This window comes from Stenotrophomonas sp. 28608_Sma, assembly GCF_056486185.1.
Window position 1 is genome coordinate 91,983 of record NZ_CM151308.1, and the last position, 15,154, is coordinate 107,136.

Genomic DNA, 15,154 nt, shown 5'->3' on the forward strand with positions numbered 1-15,154 from the left:
GTGTAGTCAAGGGAGTGGTGTCATGCGTGGCAAGACGATCGGGGACCAGGAACTGGCCCTGCTGCAGTACATCGATGAACATGCGCCGGCCAGCGTCGGCGAGGTCGCCAGTGGCTACGGCGAGGCCCGTGGCCTGGCCCGGTCCACCGTGCTGACGATGATGGAGCGGCTGCGGGCGAAGGGGTATCTTCGTCGCCAGCAGCAGGACGGCGTCTACCGCTACCAGGCCACGCGTGGCCCGGAAAGTGTGCTGCAGGGTGCAGTGGCCCAGTTCGTCGACAACACCCTGCAGGGCTCGGTGTCGCCGTTCGTGGCCTACCTGTCGCAGCGCCAGCAGGTCAGCGACAACGAGCTGGCCGAGCTGGAAGCGCTGGTCGCCGAACTCCAATCGCGCCGCCACGAGGGCTGAGCCATGGACACCACGATGCTGATCCCGTTGTTGGAACGGCTGGGCTGGACCAGCCTGCAGACCGTGCTGCTGGTGGCCCTGGTGTACGGCGTGTGCCGCGCACTGCCGTCGCTGTCGGCGGCCACCCGCTGCCGCCTGTGGTGGCTGGTGTCGCTGCAGGCCGTGCTCGGCCTGTTCTGGAGCCAGCCGTTGCAGCTGGCCTGGCTGCCGGCACCGCAGGCGGTGGCGATGACCGCCACTGACGTTGCCGCAGATCTGGTCTACCCGCTGGCGCCGGAAGCCTCGGCGCAGCTGCTGGCGGCGATGCCGGTGCCTGCAGCGGACGTGCCGGCAGTTGCGTGGTGGGCCGTTGCACTGGCTGCGCTGTGGGCATCCGGTGTGCTGCTGATGGCCCTGCGCACCTTTGGTGAATGGCGCCGCTGCCGCGCGCTGCTGGCCGCCGCCTATCCCTGCGAGGACGAAGCGCTGGTGCAGGCCCTGCAGCTGGCCTCCGATGCGCACGGCGTGCGTCCTGCGCCGCGGTTGTGGATGAGCACGCAGGTGGACGCACCGCAGCTGGTCGGGCCGTTCCGCCCGGTGCTGCTGCTGCCGGCCGGCGACAACGCCCTGCAGGGTGATGCGCTGGACCTGGCACTGACTCACGAACTGCAACACCTGCAGCGGCGTGACCTGCAGTGGGGCCTGCTGCCCGCACTGGCCCAGCACCTGTTCTTCTTCCACCCGCTGCTGCGCCTGTCGGTGCGCGAATACGCACAGGCCCGCGAAGAAGCGGTGGATGCGGCCGTGGTTGGCCAGCATGGCGCGAGCCGTCAGGCCTATGGCCGCCTGCTGTTGCAGCTGGGCGTGGCACCGCAGCCACACCTGGGCGTGGCCAGCGCCGCGCCGAACACCACCAGCCTCAAGCGTCGCCTGCTCTCGCTGCAGCCGCGCCGGGCCTGCCCGCGCATTCTGGCGATGGCACTGACCGCCGTCGTGGTGCTGGTGGGCGTGGCACCGATGCGGCTGGTCGCTGCGCCAGTGCCACCGGCACCGCCCGCGCCGCCGGCCGCACCGAAGGCCGTGGTGCCGCCGCCGCCGAAGGCTCCGAACGCGCCGCCCGCAGCGCCTTCGGCCGCGCGCGTTCCGGCCGTGCCGGTGGCGCCCGCGCCGCCTGCCGAGCCGGCCGATGTCGAGGCGCTGTCAGGCCCGGACGATGCCGATGTGGCGGTCGACGTGGATGTCGATGTGGATACCGACATGCACAGTGAGCATTCGACTTCCCACACCACCTCCATCACCACCTACGGGCGCCTGGATCTCGGCAAGTCGCCGTTGCAGGCCTACGTGCTGGTCGATGGTGATTCGACCTTCGCCAATGGCGGCATCGACGATGTAACGGTGGCCCGCAGGCAGCTCGGCAAGGGGCCGGCGCTGTGGTTCCGCCAGGGCGACAAGCGCTATGTGGTGCGCGACCCGATGCTGATCCAGACCCTGCAGCGCGCCTACAGCGGCGCCGCAGACCTCGGTCGCCAGCAGAGCGAACTGGGCCGCCAGCAGAGTGCGCTGGGTCGCGAGCAGGGCGAACTCGGCAGGCAGATGGGTGAGATGGGCCGCCTGCAGGGCGAGGAGTCACGCCGTCTTGCGCTGGCCGCCGCTGAGGTAGCGCGCAGCGCGATGGCCGCCCACGACATCAACCGTGAGGCCGCCGCAGAAGCAGCGAAGGCGGCGCGTGGTGCGACCAGCGATATGGCCGTTGCACGTGAGGCTGCACGCGAGGCCGCCGCTGAGGCACGTCGTGCAATGCAGGAAGCCCGCAGCGAGGCCGCGCAATCCGGCCGCACCCGTGACATGCAGCGCCTGGCCAGCCAGCAGTCTGAACTGGCCAGCCGACAGGCGGCACTGGGCAGCCAACAGGCTGCGTTGGGCGAGCGTCAGGCACGCGTGCATGCGCAGGCATCGCAGCAGGCACAGCAGGTGATCGCGCGCGCACTGGCCAGCGGCAAGGCCGAGCGCCTCTGAGCGGTAGTGCCGGCCGCTGGCCGGCAATGTGGGGTGCCGGCCAGCGGCCGGCACTACCCTGAGGCGATCAACCGCAGCTGGCGCGCTCGATGCGGTTCTGCGCATCCACCTGCACGGTCACGCGGTCCTGGCGGAAGTCCATGGTCACCGCCATGCCGGGTTTGACTACCCGTGCACCGCGCGCGCCGCTGTCAGCCACCAGTTTCTTGATCGTGGCTTCGTCGGCGGTCTTGCCGGTGAAGGCCTCCAGCGCCTCCGGCCTGCATTCGTGCGCAGCATCGGCCACGGGTGCCGGCGCGGGATCGTGGGTGGTGCTGCTGCCGGCGTGACTGCAGGCGGCCAAGGGCAGGATGGCGAGCAGGACCAGAGGGTTGAGGCGCATCGTCGGGCTCCAGGCGTGGATGGTGGCGGCAGTGTCACCGCTGCCACCGTCAGGCTGCGTCAACGCCTACTGCCCGACCAGCGCCAGGGTTTCGCGCTCACGTTGTTCTTCCCGTACCAGCCGCTGCAGCAGCAGGGCCAGGGTCACCACGTCCTGGTGGTTGTGGTCGGCCACCCGGCGCAGGTTCACCGCGTCGCCGCCGCGCAGGAAGCGCAGCCATGCGCCCGGCGCTTCAGAACCGGGCAGGTCGTCCTTGCGCACCACGCGCAGCAGCTGGCGTTCGATGGTGGACAGCTTGCAGTTCTCCCAGGTGCCGCGATAGCGGCGGCGGGTCGGATAGAGCAGGTCGACGTGATCCAACGCGCTGATCGGGCAGCGCTGGCGGGCCAGCCGGTAGCGCGCCTTCAGCAGCGGCGCATCGTAGCTGCGACCGTTGTAGCTGCAGAACACGGTGGACGGCTGCAGCCAGCGGGCGAAGGTGGCCAGCATCGCGTCCTCGGCGGCCATCGTCGCCATCAGCAGCTGGCGGATGCGCAGGCCTTCGCCGCGTTGCGGGCACACATGCCAGTCGGCGGCCCCGATCATGAAGGCGCGGGTGCCGGTGCCGCCGGCCAGGCCGGTGGTTTCGGTATCGAAGAACAGCAGGTCGAGCGGGGATACGTGTTCGCCTTCGCGGCGGGCGAAATCCAGCGACAGCGGCTGCGACGGAATCGGCTGTGGCTGCAGCGACTCGATCAGGAACAGGCCCGGTGCGATTTCCTCGCCGGGCAGCTGGCGATCCTGCGCGCTGGCGCGTGCCGGCGCGGCTCCACCCCGCGAACGCAGGCCGAGCAGGCGATGCAGGCTGCCCACTTCCGGCCGACGCAGCGGTGCGGGTGCCGTCACGGGCGCGGCAGCGCCGGTCGGCTTGTGGCGGATCTCCTGCTCGACCCAGGCGAACACCGAACGCTCGGCCGGTGGTTGCCGCGCATCGTTGGCGGCAACCGGTGCCGCAGGTGCTGCGGGCGGCGGCTCGGGCGCAGCCGGCGTGACTGCCTTCGGGTCACCGGCCTGCTTCCGCAGCAGGCGCAGCTTGTCCAGGCTCAGGCTCACGGGGCCAGCAGCTCCATCGGGTCGCGGGTGGTCACCACCACGTCGGGCACGTGCTGGCAGGCCTCGGCATCGAACAGGTCCAGCACACGCAGCGCCAGCGCGCGCGGCGAGGTGTCATCCTCTTCCTGCGCGGCCAGTACCGGGCCCACGCAGGCCGGGCAGCCGGCCTTGCAGTCGCAGCGCTGCACCAGTTCGCGCGCGCGCTGCACCAGCTCGGCCTGGCGCTGCCACAGCGGTTCGCTGAGGCCGACGCCGCCGGGGAAGTTGTCGTACAGATACACGGTGGGCACGAACTCCTGCAGCAGCTCCACCACACCGGGATCGCCCTCGCTGCCGCGCAGCTGGCCGCGGCCGCTCTGGTCGGCAATCGCGAACCAGGAACCATCGCCGTTGCCCACCGACTTCTGCAGGTCACGCGCATCGGCCATCACCGCTACGGTGGCGACGATGTGCAGCGCATACGCGGCGCCGAGGAAGCCATCCAGCGCATCCTGCTTGCTGGCGAAGGCGCGCAGCAGCAGTGCCTGCGGTAGCTGCCACCACACCGCAGTGGTGTGCAGTTCCTGGTCGGGCAGGTTCACCGGGCCGTAGCCGATGTTCTCGTGGGTGTAGTAGCGGATCTTCTTGTAGCCGGCCACGCGGCGCACCACGTGCACCTCGCCATGGTGCGAATCGCCACGCCCGGCCACGCCGCCGTCGAAGCGGTCCAGCACCTTGAGCTTGGTGAAGTCGATGCTGTCGGTGTAGTAATCCACATGCGTGCGGGTGACATAGGCCTTGCGGCCGTCCCAGTCGAGCGTCACCACCTGGTAGGGCGTGGACTGCACCATGTGGATCGCGCCCTCGTACAGGGTGAGCGCGGCGGCGGAGTAATCCACTTCGGCGATGATCTGCTGGCGGCCATCGCTGCGATCGACCACCACGAAGTTGCCATCGGCCACAGCGCGCAGGCTGACTGCGTTCGCCGGATAGCTGTCGGCGATCCATTCCCAGCGTTCGCCCTCGCGGTGGATCACTTCTGTCTCTGCCAGCGCTTCCAGGAACACTTCCGGGTCGATCGGGCCGAAGCCATCGCCGACCCGGAACGGCAGCTCGAACGCCGCGCAGCGGATGTGGTCGAACAGGATCAACGGCTGGTCCGGCGCAATGCGCGCGTGTTCGGGCGAGGCCTCGGCGAAGAAGTCCGGATGCCGCACCACGTACTGGTCCAGCGGCTGCGAACTGGCCACCATCACCCCAAGCGCCGGCTGCTGACGGCGGCCGGCACGGCCGAAGCGCTGCCAGGTGGCGGCCACGCTGCCGGGGTAGCCGTTGAGGATGACCACGTCCAGGCTGCCGATATCCACGCCCAGCTCCAGTGCCGAGGTGCTGACGATGCCGTCGATGTTGCCGGCACGCATCGCACGCTCGGTCTCGCGGCGCTCGGTGGGCAGGTAGCCGCCACGGTAGGCGCGGATGCGCGGCGGCTTGCGCGGGTCGTGGTCGAAGATGTCCTTCAGGTACTTGGTCAGCACCTCGACCATCAAGCGGGTCTGCGCGAACACCAGGGTCTTCAGCCCGGATTTGATCGCAATGCGTGCGATGCGGTTGCTCTGCGAGCGTGCCGAGGCGCGCAGGCCCAGGTCCGGATTGATCACCGGCGGGTTCCACAGCAGCACCTGCTTGGGCCCGCTGGGCGCGCCGGATTCGGTGATGGCGGTGACCGGTGCCTCGATCAGCGCCTCGGCATGGGCCTGCGGGTTGCCGATGGTGGCCGAGCACAGGATGAACTGCGGTTGCACGCCGTAGAACGCGCAGATGCGCTTGAGCCGGCGCAGCACGTTGGTGACGTGGCTGCCGAACACGCCGCGGTAGGTATGCACCTCGTCGATGACGATGTAGCGCAGGTTCTCGAAGAACTGCGCCCACTTGGTGTGATGCGGCAGGATGGCCTGGTGCAGCATGTCCGGGTTGGACACCACGATGTCGCCGTGCAGACGGATCGCCTGGCGCGCATCGCCGGGAGTGTCGCCATCGAAGGTGAAGGCCTTTACGCCCAGATCGCCGGCGCGGTTGAGTTCCAGCAGCTCGGCCACCTGGTCCTGGGCCAGTGCCTTGGTCGGGAACAGGTACAGCGCCTTGGCCTTGTCCTGCATCGCCGCGCTGACCACCGGCAGGGTGTAGCACAGCGACTTGCCGCTGGCGGTGGGGGTGACGATGGCCACGTGCTCGCCGCGCTGGCTGGCGTTCCAGGCCTCGGCCTGGTGGCTGTAGAGCTGTTCGATGCCACGCGCCTTCAGGGCGGCAGCCAGGGCCGGCGGAACCGAATCGGGAATGGGCGCATAGCGGCCTTCGCGGCCGGGAATGGCAAAGCTGCCGGTGATGCGGTCCTGGTAGCGGCGCTGCAGGCGCGCGCTGAGCAGTGCGCCGTCGCGGGCGGGCAGGCCATCGCGGGTGGCGAGCTTCTGCTCGGCATCGGCGGTGCGCTTGGCGAGTTCGTAAGCCATGGAAAGTGGAGCCGGGACGGATTGCGAGGGGTCACATGGCATCACATTCACGTCTCAGGATGTGAGACACCGGCGTGGGATGCAGTGAACCGTTCAGAGCGCGGGCGCACGGCGGCTGCTCAACTCGGCCTGCAACCTGCTGCTGCAACGATGCCATTTCCAGGCTTTGCGCAGCAGTTGCCCGGCCTGCCACAGTGCGAAGACTGCCGCAGACGGCCACCACAGAACCCACGTTGGGCTCTCCTCGCTCAGGGGAGGCAATCCTGCAAACATCAGAACGAGTGGCATCATTCCCAGCCAGGCCATATGCCACCAGGCCCCGCGTGGCGGAAAGCTGCGGCGATCGTCCGCGAGCGACCAGCCCGGGCCGGCCGCCAGTACCTGCCCATCCGACTCGCGGATATCCAGCAGGACACGGCGCCCCTCCTGGAAATGCGGGCCTTCCATCCACTCAAAGGGAAACTCGATACGACGGTCATTGCCGATCAACCAGACACATACATGGGCCGGATGCAGCCGTAGCATGCAGAGCCTGCCGGACACCTGCAGCACCCGTGTTGCCGTTGCCGGTCCTTGACGCCCGCGCATGGCCAGCCAGATGGCCAGCCCGGCAATGGCAAGCAGGGGGCTCGACAACAGCCACTGCTCCCACTGCAAAGCATCATTGACAGTGAAGGTCACTGCCCCCAAAGCGAGCACGGCCGCACCCCAGCCGCCTGCGCGCGAGCCCGTGGCGCGTCGCAGCGCAACCTCTTCCGGGGATTCCAGTCGCTCGCCACGCAGCTGGCTCGGTGCGCAGTCCTCAATCCGCTGGCGTCGAGGCCGCAGGTCGGGCACGTCGAAGCCCGCATCGTCCAGCGCCGCATTCCGCCGCGCTCGCCGCTGGGCACCCACTATGTGGAAGCGATTCAAGCGCACGGCCACGGCCATGTCGCCGATCAGCACCACTTCGGCATCATTGTCCTCGGCCAGATGGCGCCAAGCATCGAACGGCAGCAGGACCTGCACACCCGCGATGCGCGCGCGATTCGTTACACGGTCTCCCCACGCATACTGATCGCCATCGACGGCGCCGGAAAGGTGCCTGACCTGGTTGTCGTGCATCTGACCCGTCGTGGCGCGGACCGGACCAAGGGCAGTGTGTTCATCGGCGCTGAGCGTGCGCAGCGGTGTGCGTCGGCGAAGCGCCACCAGCGCATCACGCATCCGGGATGACCATTCGAAGCCAGCCGCTACCAGCATCAACGGCACGATGATCATCAGAAGAAGTGCAGTGGGTGGCATTGGCGTTCTTTATCCGATCTGGAATGAACCTGTCAGGGTCAACCGTCCGACGGGGGAAGCCAATGCAACGAGTTGCAGATTTCGCTATCGCCGGCTGAACGCCTGTCCGCACTTCCAACGAAATCTGAAGCCGGCATCCGTATCCTTGGGTGCTGGACGCAACCAACAGGGTGGATGGCTGTGGCACGACGTGGAACGCAGGGAGCCGTCCTGGCCAGCATGCTGCTGGCCGGTATCGCGCAGGCGCAGCACGCCACGCCGGTAGCGGTGCCCGACCCAGCGCCCGAACCTCCTGCAGATGCGCCGGCGGCAACCACCGCGCCGATCTCCACCACCTTGCCGCAGGACAACGTCACCACCCTTGGCGAAGTGCGTGCGCTCAAGCCCGAAGACGAGCCGCTGGATCTGTACCGTTTCAAGAACCCGGTGAAGTTCGGTGACAACCGCTTCAGTCGCGACTGGAGCGAGCCGCCGTCGCCGGAGCAGGTCAGCATGGGCGGTGGCTACATCATGATGGGCGTGGTCAAGGGTGTGATGGCGGCGGCCAAGGGGATCAACAAACTCACCGGCGGACCGGCGCAGATCCAGGCCGCCGTGGCGCGGCCACCGCCGGAGCTCAGTGCCGAACAGCAGCAGCGTGCGCTGCGGTTCTCCCAGGAGCAGGATGCCGGCGATGCACCGCCGGTGAAGTAGGCCGGTATATCCTGCCGGCTCCCCACCGCTAGTGCTGCCATGTTCCTGCGTTCGATCTGCCTGCTGGCCGCATTGCTGCCGGCGTCCGCCTTCGCCGATGGCATCGCCGATGATGGCGCCTGCCGCAATGGCGCGTTTCCCTCTGAACAGAGCCGGTTCGCCCTGGCGCGGGTGGTCGATGCGCCCCGTCTGTACCTGCTTGGCGACATGGACGGCTGCCCGGCGAAGGGCGAACCGGCCTGCCGACAGCGCAGCTATGTGGTCAATGGCGATACCGTGGTGACCGGGCGTGATCTTGGCCGCTACCGCTGCGCGTTCTTCCCGAACAAGGTGGGTGGCAGTGCTGGCTGGGTGGACCGCAGCAAGCTGCAGGCGTTGCCGGTGGTCATGCCGTCGCTACGGGATTGGGCGGGCCACTGGAAGGACGGCGACAACGGCCTGCGCATCACCGTGCAGGGTGGGCAGCTGCATGTGGAGGGTGATGCCTACTGGCCCTCCGCCAACCCCACGCCGGAGCAGCGCCCTTACGGGCCGAACATGGGCCAGGTGGAAGCGCGCGCGGCGCCGCATGGTGCCGATGTCGAGTTTGTAGAGGACACCTGCAAGGTGCGCGTGCATTCGCTGGGGGAGGTGCTGATCGTGGCCGACAACAGCGAATGCGGTGGCATGAACGTGCGCTTCAACGGCGTGTACCGGCGCGCCGGTTCGCGTTGACCCCGCGGAAAGGCGCCAACCAAGGTTGGCATCTACCAGGGCAACCGGCCAGTAGATCCACGCCATGCGTGGATGCTGTCCGTGATCCAATCGATGGGCTCAGCGTCGCCGTTCCAGCCACCACAGCAGCGATGCGCACAACACGAACGCCAGCCACCACGGCCAGCGTGGGCCTGCCACGGATTGCATCACTGACGCGTCTGCCGGCGTGCTGGCAGCCAGTGCACGCGTGGTCGCATCGATCATCGCCTGCCGATGCAGCGTCGGCGCATCGTTCGGATCGAACACATAGCGCCAGACAACGCTGCCGCCATGCTGCAGGCGCTGCCAGCCTGCCTCATGGGGCCACCAGCCGACGCAGCGCAGCGCCGACGTCGCGCCATCGACGATCAGGGGTACATCGTCGCCACGCCTGTTGAAGACCTGCAGCGGCGCCTGCACACCGCACAGCGCCTGTCGTTCGCCTGCCCAACCGATCGGTTGCGGTGACCACAGCGCATCAGCGCTGCCCTGTGCACGTGCCAGCGTGGCCACCACGCCGCTCCACAGTTCGCCGTGGCGGTCGTCGCGCCCGGCCAGTACCCAGCGCCAGCTGTCGGTCAGCGGCAGCAGGCCGATGCGGCCCTTGCCGGCAGCGCGCCAGCCACCGACAGCCTTGCCCGTGCCATCCTGCAGCAGGGCGGTGCTGCCCGGTGCCTGCAGCGCGAGTGCTTCCAGCGCAGGCAGGGGAGCATTGTGCGAGCTGCGGTCAGCCTCTTCGCCGTAGCCGGTCGGCAGCGTACCCGCGGCGAGCGGGCCACGCCGTGCGGCGAGGACCGCGCTGTCGCCGTCGCCGGGAAGTTCGAGGGTGCGGCTGCTTCCATCGCCCTGCACCGGCAGGCCCAGATCGCGGAGGCGCTGGCGCGCGCTGGCCGAAGGTGCGCCCGCACTGCGTACCAGCACGCCCAGTCCCTCGCGCAACGCCTGCCGCACGGCAGCCAGCTGGCCGGCACTCAATGCGGCCAGGCTGCGCTCGTCCAGCAACAGCAGATCGCTGCGCGCGAGTGACGCCGCATCCAGCGCGACCGCGCCATCTCCCACGCTGACACCCGCCCCGGTATCGGCCTGCACCTGCACGCGGATGCCGGCATCGGCCGCCCAACGCCGCAGGTACTTCAGCTCTGGACCCGGCGCACTGGCGCGCACCAGCAGGCGCAGCGGTGCGGCCGGCAGGGTCTGCTGCGGTACCGGTACGCTGTCCACCACATGGCCGTCGGCATCGAGCAGGCGCAGCTGGAACACGCTGCGGCCTTCGGCGCGGGCGATGCCGCTGAGCTTCACGCGCCCGTCCTCGGCAACGTCCGTGCGATCAACCACGCTGTCGGCGGGGTCGAGCAGCTCTGCTTTCGCTTTGGCCGCGCCACGCGCCTGTGCCTGGACGTCGAAACGAGCACCGGGAGCGACATCGGCCGGTGGTTGCAGCGCGATCCAGCCGCGCGGCTCCGGTGCGGCCTGCCAACGTACATCCGGCGGCAATACCGCGTCGCGATCGCGTGCGGCGAGGCCCGCACCGACCAGTGTCAGTGTGGACGCCGGATGCTGGCGCAGCGCGGTGGCCAGGTCGGGAACGCGCTGTGCGCCGGGAACATCGGCAGCTTCGGGCAAAAGCAACAGCGGGCCTTCGCTGGCCGGGAGCGCGCCGGCCTTGCCGGCATCGGTTCCGAGCACGACCAGCCCGCCTGCGGGTTGCTGGCGGGTGGGCGGTACCAGGCAGAAATACAGCAGCGCGGCGACGATGATCTGCAGTGCGATCACGATCCACCGGCGGCCAGGGTGCGCGGTGTCTCCACGCAGCTGGCGCACGCTGGCGATGACCACGATCAGGGCGAGTGCCAGTGCAATCCACAGGTTCACAGCGGAGGCGTTCATGGCTGCGCCTCCAGCGCATCAAGGTACCGCTGGCCCATCGCATCGGCGGCACTGCGCCGCATCGCCTGCGGCAGCGGACGCTGCAGCGCCCGCCACAACTGTGCACGCAGGCGCTGACGACAGTCTTGGCAACCGGGCTCGATGCGCAGCTGCTCGATGGCCGCAGCCAGATCGAGTGCATCGGGCAGGTAGGCCGCGTTGCGCTGCTGCCAGGTCGCGAGCGCATCCAGATCCGGCGCGCCGGTGTCGTCGCCGAGACGCTGCCAGGCTTCGACGATGGCCGGATCGGGCGGGGTGCGGGCGGCCAGCGGCAGTTCACGACTGGCCAGCCCGGCACGGTCACCGCCGAGGCGGCGGCCTTCATCGATCGGTGGCAGCTCCGGCCCGACCCGGGCCAGATAGATGCGTTCGGCCTGCTGCACCTGCTTGATGAAGCCCAATGCCTTGTAGGCGAAGGGCAATGCCTGCTCCGGACGGCCCTGGCGCAGCTCGCCTTCGGCCGACCACATCTGGTCAAGCGCCGCCTTCAGCGTGGCACGGGTCTGCGGATCGAGCAGAGTGGCCGCCTCGGCATGGTCATGGGTGTGGCCGTACTCGGAGAGCACGTCGGTGGCGCTGCCGAACACCGGTGGCGTATCGGCATTGGACGCCTTGCCGCCGTGATCGTGGCCATGCTCATCGTGCGCTCCGGCCTCGGCGCCATGGTCGTGATCGTGATCGTCGTCGTGATCGTGGCTGTCTGCAGTCGGTGCATCGCTGGTGGGCAGGTCGCTGGTCGGCGGTGGCTTCGGCGCACCTTCGCTTTCCTCACCCAGGAACTGGCCGTAGCGCAGGCGCAGGATGCGCTGGTCGACACCGATCGCATCGCTGCGCTTCACGAAATCCTCGGCGGCCAGGCTGCGTCGTTGCCGGATCAACGCTTCGGCATCGATGATGATCTGCCGCTGGCTGCGGAAGTAGGCCGGCAGGGTTTTCTTGATGCGGCCCTCGAGCTCTGCACCGAGTGCGACTTCGGCGCTGGGCAGGCGCAGGATCACGCTGCTGCTGCGTCCGGTCTGCGGCGTGGGCGCATGGTTGTCGCGCACCTCCAGCTGGGCGATGACATCGTTGCCCGGTTGTGCGCCCAGCGCAGCCAGATCAAGGGTGTGGGCGAAACGCCGCGCGGTGGCTTCGCCGCTGCCGGCAAGCGTGACGCTGCGCTTCACGAAGGTGATGTTCTCGCCGCTGCCCTGGGTAATGGTGATCGACAGTGTTGCCTGCGCCGCGACACCGTAATCGTCGCTGGCCTCGAAGCGCAGCGCCCATTGCCGTTGCCCGGGCGTGCCCAGCACCAGGCTGGCGGCGGGCTCCAGCACGCGCACGCTGGGCGCGCGGTCGGCCACTACATCCAGCCGATACAGGCGGGTCTCTGCCAGTGCCGGTTCGCTCACCACGCGGTACAGCACCGGCGTGCGTGCCACATCCTGCGCCTGCCACTGTCCATCGTGCTCGCTCAGTGGCAACCGGCGACCATCGTGGAACTGCAGCCATGCCTTGTCCGGTGCGCGGTCGAAGCGCAGGGACCACGACAGCCGGCTGTCGGCGGCGACCTTGGCATCCAGTGCGTTCTGGGTGAGCGTGGACTGGCCGGTATAAGCCGGTGCGTCGATGCGCAGGCGACTGGACTGCAGTTGCAGCGGGCCTGCGGACGCCGTGCTGCCGGTCGTGGCGGAATGAACGGCTGCCGGGTCTGGGTTCGAACGCGGCCAGCCGAACGCGAGCAGGGCAACGGCCAAGCCACCGATCCAGCACAGCATCACCGCCAGGTGCGGCCAGCGCGGACGCAGCTCCGGCATCGCGCGTTCAAGCGTGGCCAGCACATGCACACGCTGGCGCTGCTGCAGCGGATTGAGCGTGGTGGCGTCGGCGAACAGCAGATCGGCGCTGTCTTCGCTCGTACCGCTGCCATCGAGTTGGCGCTGCAGCCACTGGCGGTCCAGCTGGCGGGCACGTGCAGTGGCGAAGGCCGCGCAGGCGAGCAGGCTGACCGTGGCGACCACGCAGGCGATATCGAAACCGGACAGCCGCAGTGCGAGCGCCGTCGCAGCCAGCGCCCACGGCAGGCCCAGCAGCAGGGTGATGGCGGCGCGGCGACGACGCGCACGTTGCCAGGCATGCTGCAGCGTCTTCATGCGATCGCCCTGCGCCGCGCGCTGCTGGCCATCCAGCGTTCCAGTGCGAACAGCAGCACGATTGCCAGCAGCAACCATGGTGTGAGCTCGCGCAGTGGCGGCGTTGCCGCAGGCAGTGCTGCATGGTGAGGTGCCTGATCCTGGGCATCGCCGAGGCGTGGCAGCGGAGGCGGTTGCAGGGCCAGCAGCAGGGCACGCGGCAACTGCGGATCGCGCAGCGCAGCGTTGCCTGAGGCGTCCCAGTCACCGGGCAGAGACAGCAGGACACCGTGGCCGATGCGTTGCTGCCACAGCAGCGGGGTGCCCTCGGTGCTGCGCAGCAGGATGCTGGCCTCGGCGGCAGGCTTGCCGGCAGTCACTACATGTCCGCCATTTTGCAGCCACGCCTGCCAGTTCGCCGGCAGTGCGTCGTTGCGGCTCCATACGCCGATCTCGCCGCGTTCGGGCAGGGCATCCGCCACCAGAGGAGCGAGCGGCGCCTGCACGCCCCACGCGCGCTGCAGTGCATTCAACCAGTGCTGGGCAGCGGCCGAAGCATCGCTGTGCACGCGAAGGCGCGGCGACGTTGCGGCACGCGGTTGCGCAGTGACCGGCATCGGCTGCGGGCGCCACTGTACCTCGCGCGACAGCTGCAGGCGTGCGCCGTCCAGGCCGGGCAGGGGATCGGGAACGTGCACGGTCAATGCGGTGCCAACGGGCAGCTGCGCGTCCAGTTCGCGCAGCAGGCTGGGCAGGGATGCGCTGGTTGCAGGTGGCGCCTGATCAATGGCCGGGAAGCCGGGCGCCAGCCAGTGCCAGTTGCCCGCTTCGGCGGTGCCGCGCAGAGCGGTCGCGTCCAGCCCTGGAGCAACGACCGTCCACGCAGTGGGGGCTGGTGCAGGCCCGGTCAACGCAGGCCGTGCCAGCAACAAGGCCAGCGCGGCCAGCAACAGCAGGCGCACCAGCAGCAACGGCCAGTCATCGAAGCGGATGCGCTGGCGTGGCCGGATCTGTGCGCGCAGCCAGCGCAGCGCGGCGAAATCCAGCGGTGTGTACGGATGGCGGCGGGCGAGGTGGATCAGCAGTGGCAGCAGCCACGCGGCCAGCGCTGCCAGCCCCAGTGGGAACAGCAGGCTCACGCGTCGCTCCCGCGACCGAACAGCGCCTGCAGCGGCTGGTCCAGCGGTTGGTCGAGCCAGCCGGCTGCGCTGGCAATCCCGCTGGCCTGCAGCCGCGACTGCAATGCGCTGCGTGCGTCGGCGAAGCGTTGCAGGTAGTCGGCGCGGATCGCCGCGCCATCGCCCAGCAGTTCCTCGCCGGTCTCCGGGTCGCGGAAGCGGTGGCCGGCGTCGAACGGGAAGTCGCGTTCGTCGGCAGTCAGGATCTGCAGCAGGGCCACTTCGCGGCGCGCGCTGGCCAGTTGTTCCAGCAGCGCGATGCAGGCTTCGTCGAAGCCGTCGCCAACTGCCAGCAGCAGGTCGCCCGGACGCACGCGCTCCCACAGCGGGCGCAGGCGATCGGCCGCAGGCCAGCCACCGCGCGCCTGCAGCGCATGAAGTTGAAGGTGCACGCGGTCACGTTGGCGTGCGCCGCTCGCTGCGGGCACCAGCTGCAGTCCATCGGCATTGATCGCCAGCAGGCCGAAACGGTCGCCCTGCTGAAGGGCCAGTTCGACCAGGCAGGCGGCAACGCCGCGCATGTGGTCCAAGCGCGTGCGTTCCGGCGCCGCGCGGTCGGCCTGACCGGCCGAAGCGGTGGCATCGAGCAGCAGCCAGACCGTGATCGGGCTTTCGCGTTCGGATTCGCGTACGAAGAAGCGGTCCGAGCGGGCGTACAGCTTCCAGTCGATCTGACGCAGTTCGTCCCCGGGCTCGTAGGCCCGGTACTGGGCGAATTCGAGACCGGCACCGCGGCTGCGGCTGGCGTGCTGGCCGATGCCGCTCGCACCGCTGGCCAGGCGCGGCCGCAACCGCAGCAGGCGCAGGCGCGCGCGCAGTTCGGGTGGCAGGGTCAACGACGTACCAGCGTTCACGCGTGG

12 protein-coding genes are annotated in these 15,154 nt (G+C 69.2%); 4 read left to right on the top strand and 8 right to left on the bottom strand.

All coding sequences use genetic code 11. The features are described 5' to 3' along the window. The first annotated feature begins 22 nt into the window (after positions 1 to 22). Together ACZLHH_RS00380 and ACZLHH_RS00385 are read left to right on the top strand one after the other, a co-directional pair. On the top strand, positions 23 to 409 hold the full coding sequence (locus tag ACZLHH_RS00380) for a BlaI/MecI/CopY family transcriptional regulator (protein ID WP_004133922.1): 387 nt from the start codon (positions 23 to 25) through the stop codon (positions 407 to 409). Positions 410 to 412: 3 nt separating this feature from the next. Beyond that, entirely contained in the window at positions 413 to 2,407 is a 1,995-nt protein-coding gene (locus ACZLHH_RS00385) for a M56 family metallopeptidase (RefSeq protein ID WP_180844764.1), read from the top strand. A gap of 67 nt (positions 2,408 to 2,474) precedes the next feature. Here the strand turns inward: ACZLHH_RS00385 and ACZLHH_RS00390 are convergent, their stop codons facing one another. The 4 genes from ACZLHH_RS00390 to ACZLHH_RS00405 all read right to left on the bottom strand — a co-directional run bounded on the left by ACZLHH_RS00390 (position 2,475) and on the right by ACZLHH_RS00405 (position 7,627). Then, positions 2,475 to 2,789, bottom strand: coding sequence for an I78 family peptidase inhibitor (locus tag ACZLHH_RS00390; RefSeq protein WP_049461562.1), 315 nt, complete (start codon positions 2,787 to 2,789; stop codon positions 2,475 to 2,477). A gap of 66 nt (positions 2,790 to 2,855) precedes the next feature. Then, positions 2,856 to 3,881 (bottom strand): ribonuclease H-like domain-containing protein, encoded by a 1,026-nt coding sequence (locus ACZLHH_RS00395; RefSeq protein WP_180844541.1) that lies wholly within the window; start codon positions 3,879 to 3,881, stop codon positions 2,856 to 2,858. Next, the gene (locus ACZLHH_RS00400; protein ID WP_180844542.1) at positions 3,878 to 6,367 is read right to left on the bottom strand and encodes a DEAD/DEAH box helicase; all 2,490 of its coding nucleotides are present in this window, start codon (positions 6,365 to 6,367) and stop codon (positions 3,878 to 3,880) included. Before ACZLHH_RS00400 ends, ACZLHH_RS00395 begins: the two co-directional genes overlap by 4 nt. Positions 6,368 to 6,460: 93 nt before the next feature. Continuing rightward, a complete protein-coding gene (locus tag ACZLHH_RS00405) occupies positions 6,461 to 7,627 on the bottom strand; it encodes a hypothetical protein (RefSeq protein ID WP_180844543.1) in 1,167 nt (388 codons plus the stop codon). Positions 7,628 to 7,825: 198 nt separating this feature from the next. Here ACZLHH_RS00405 and ACZLHH_RS00410 point away from each other — a divergent pair, with 198 nt between their 5' ends. Both ACZLHH_RS00410 and ACZLHH_RS00415 read left to right on the top strand, forming a co-directional pair. Continuing rightward, positions 7,826 to 8,344, top strand: coding sequence for a hypothetical protein (locus ACZLHH_RS00410; protein WP_180844544.1), 519 nt, complete (start codon positions 7,826 to 7,828; stop codon positions 8,342 to 8,344). 39 nt (positions 8,345 to 8,383) lie between these two features. Further along, the gene (locus tag ACZLHH_RS00415; protein WP_180844545.1) at positions 8,384 to 9,058 is read left to right on the top strand and encodes a hypothetical protein; all 675 of its coding nucleotides are present in this window, start codon (positions 8,384 to 8,386) and stop codon (positions 9,056 to 9,058) included. A 99-nt stretch (positions 9,059 to 9,157) separates the two neighbouring features. On the opposite strand, the gene ACZLHH_RS00420 is transcribed toward ACZLHH_RS00415, so the two are convergent. From ACZLHH_RS00420 to ACZLHH_RS00435, 4 genes are read right to left on the bottom strand one after another with little or no spacing between them, the layout of a single operon-like run. Then, positions 9,158 to 10,966 (bottom strand): hypothetical protein, encoded by a 1,809-nt coding sequence (locus ACZLHH_RS00420; RefSeq protein ID WP_180844546.1) that lies wholly within the window; start codon positions 10,964 to 10,966, stop codon positions 9,158 to 9,160. Next, positions 10,963 to 13,137, bottom strand: coding sequence for a hypothetical protein (locus tag ACZLHH_RS00425; RefSeq protein ID WP_180844547.1), 2,175 nt, complete (start codon positions 13,135 to 13,137; stop codon positions 10,963 to 10,965). The genes ACZLHH_RS00420 and ACZLHH_RS00425 overlap by 4 nt, the downstream gene beginning before the upstream one ends. Further along, complete coding sequence (locus tag ACZLHH_RS00430) at positions 13,134 to 14,255, bottom strand: BatA domain-containing protein (protein ID WP_180844548.1); 1,122 nt, start codon at positions 14,253 to 14,255, stop codon at positions 13,134 to 13,136. Before ACZLHH_RS00430 ends, ACZLHH_RS00425 begins: the two co-directional genes overlap by 4 nt. Then, positions 14,252 to 15,148 (bottom strand): DUF58 domain-containing protein, encoded by an 897-nt coding sequence (locus ACZLHH_RS00435; RefSeq protein ID WP_132808716.1) that lies wholly within the window; start codon positions 15,146 to 15,148, stop codon positions 14,252 to 14,254. The genes ACZLHH_RS00430 and ACZLHH_RS00435 overlap by 4 nt, the downstream gene beginning before the upstream one ends. Between the last annotated feature and the right edge of the window lie 6 nt (positions 15,149 to 15,154).

Bases quoted from the DNA above. Each gene is read 5' to 3' on its own strand.
- ACZLHH_RS00380 (WP_004133922.1), top strand. From the start codon at position 23: ATGCGTGGCAAGACGATCGGGGACCAGGAACTGGCCCTGCTGCAGTAC.
- ACZLHH_RS00385 (WP_180844764.1), top strand. From the start codon at position 413: ATGGACACCACGATGCTGATCCCGTTGTTGGAACGGCTGGGCTGGACC.
- ACZLHH_RS00390 (WP_049461562.1), bottom strand. From the start codon at position 2,789: ATGCGCCTCAACCCTCTGGTCCTGCTCGCCATCCTGCCCTTGGCCGCC.
- ACZLHH_RS00400 (WP_180844542.1), bottom strand. From the start codon at position 6,367: ATGGCTTACGAACTCGCCAAGCGCACCGCCGATGCCGAGCAGAAGCTC.
- ACZLHH_RS00405 (WP_180844543.1), bottom strand. From the start codon at position 7,627: ATGATCATCGTGCCGTTGATGCTGGTAGCGGCTGGCTTCGAATGGTCA.
- ACZLHH_RS00410 (WP_180844544.1), top strand. From the start codon at position 7,826: ATGGCTGTGGCACGACGTGGAACGCAGGGAGCCGTCCTGGCCAGCATG.
- ACZLHH_RS00415 (WP_180844545.1), top strand. From the start codon at position 8,384: ATGTTCCTGCGTTCGATCTGCCTGCTGGCCGCATTGCTGCCGGCGTCC.
- ACZLHH_RS00420 (WP_180844546.1), bottom strand. From the start codon at position 10,966: ATGAACGCCTCCGCTGTGAACCTGTGGATTGCACTGGCACTCGCCCTG.
- ACZLHH_RS00425 (WP_180844547.1), bottom strand. From the start codon at position 13,137: ATGAAGACGCTGCAGCATGCCTGGCAACGTGCGCGTCGTCGCCGCGCC.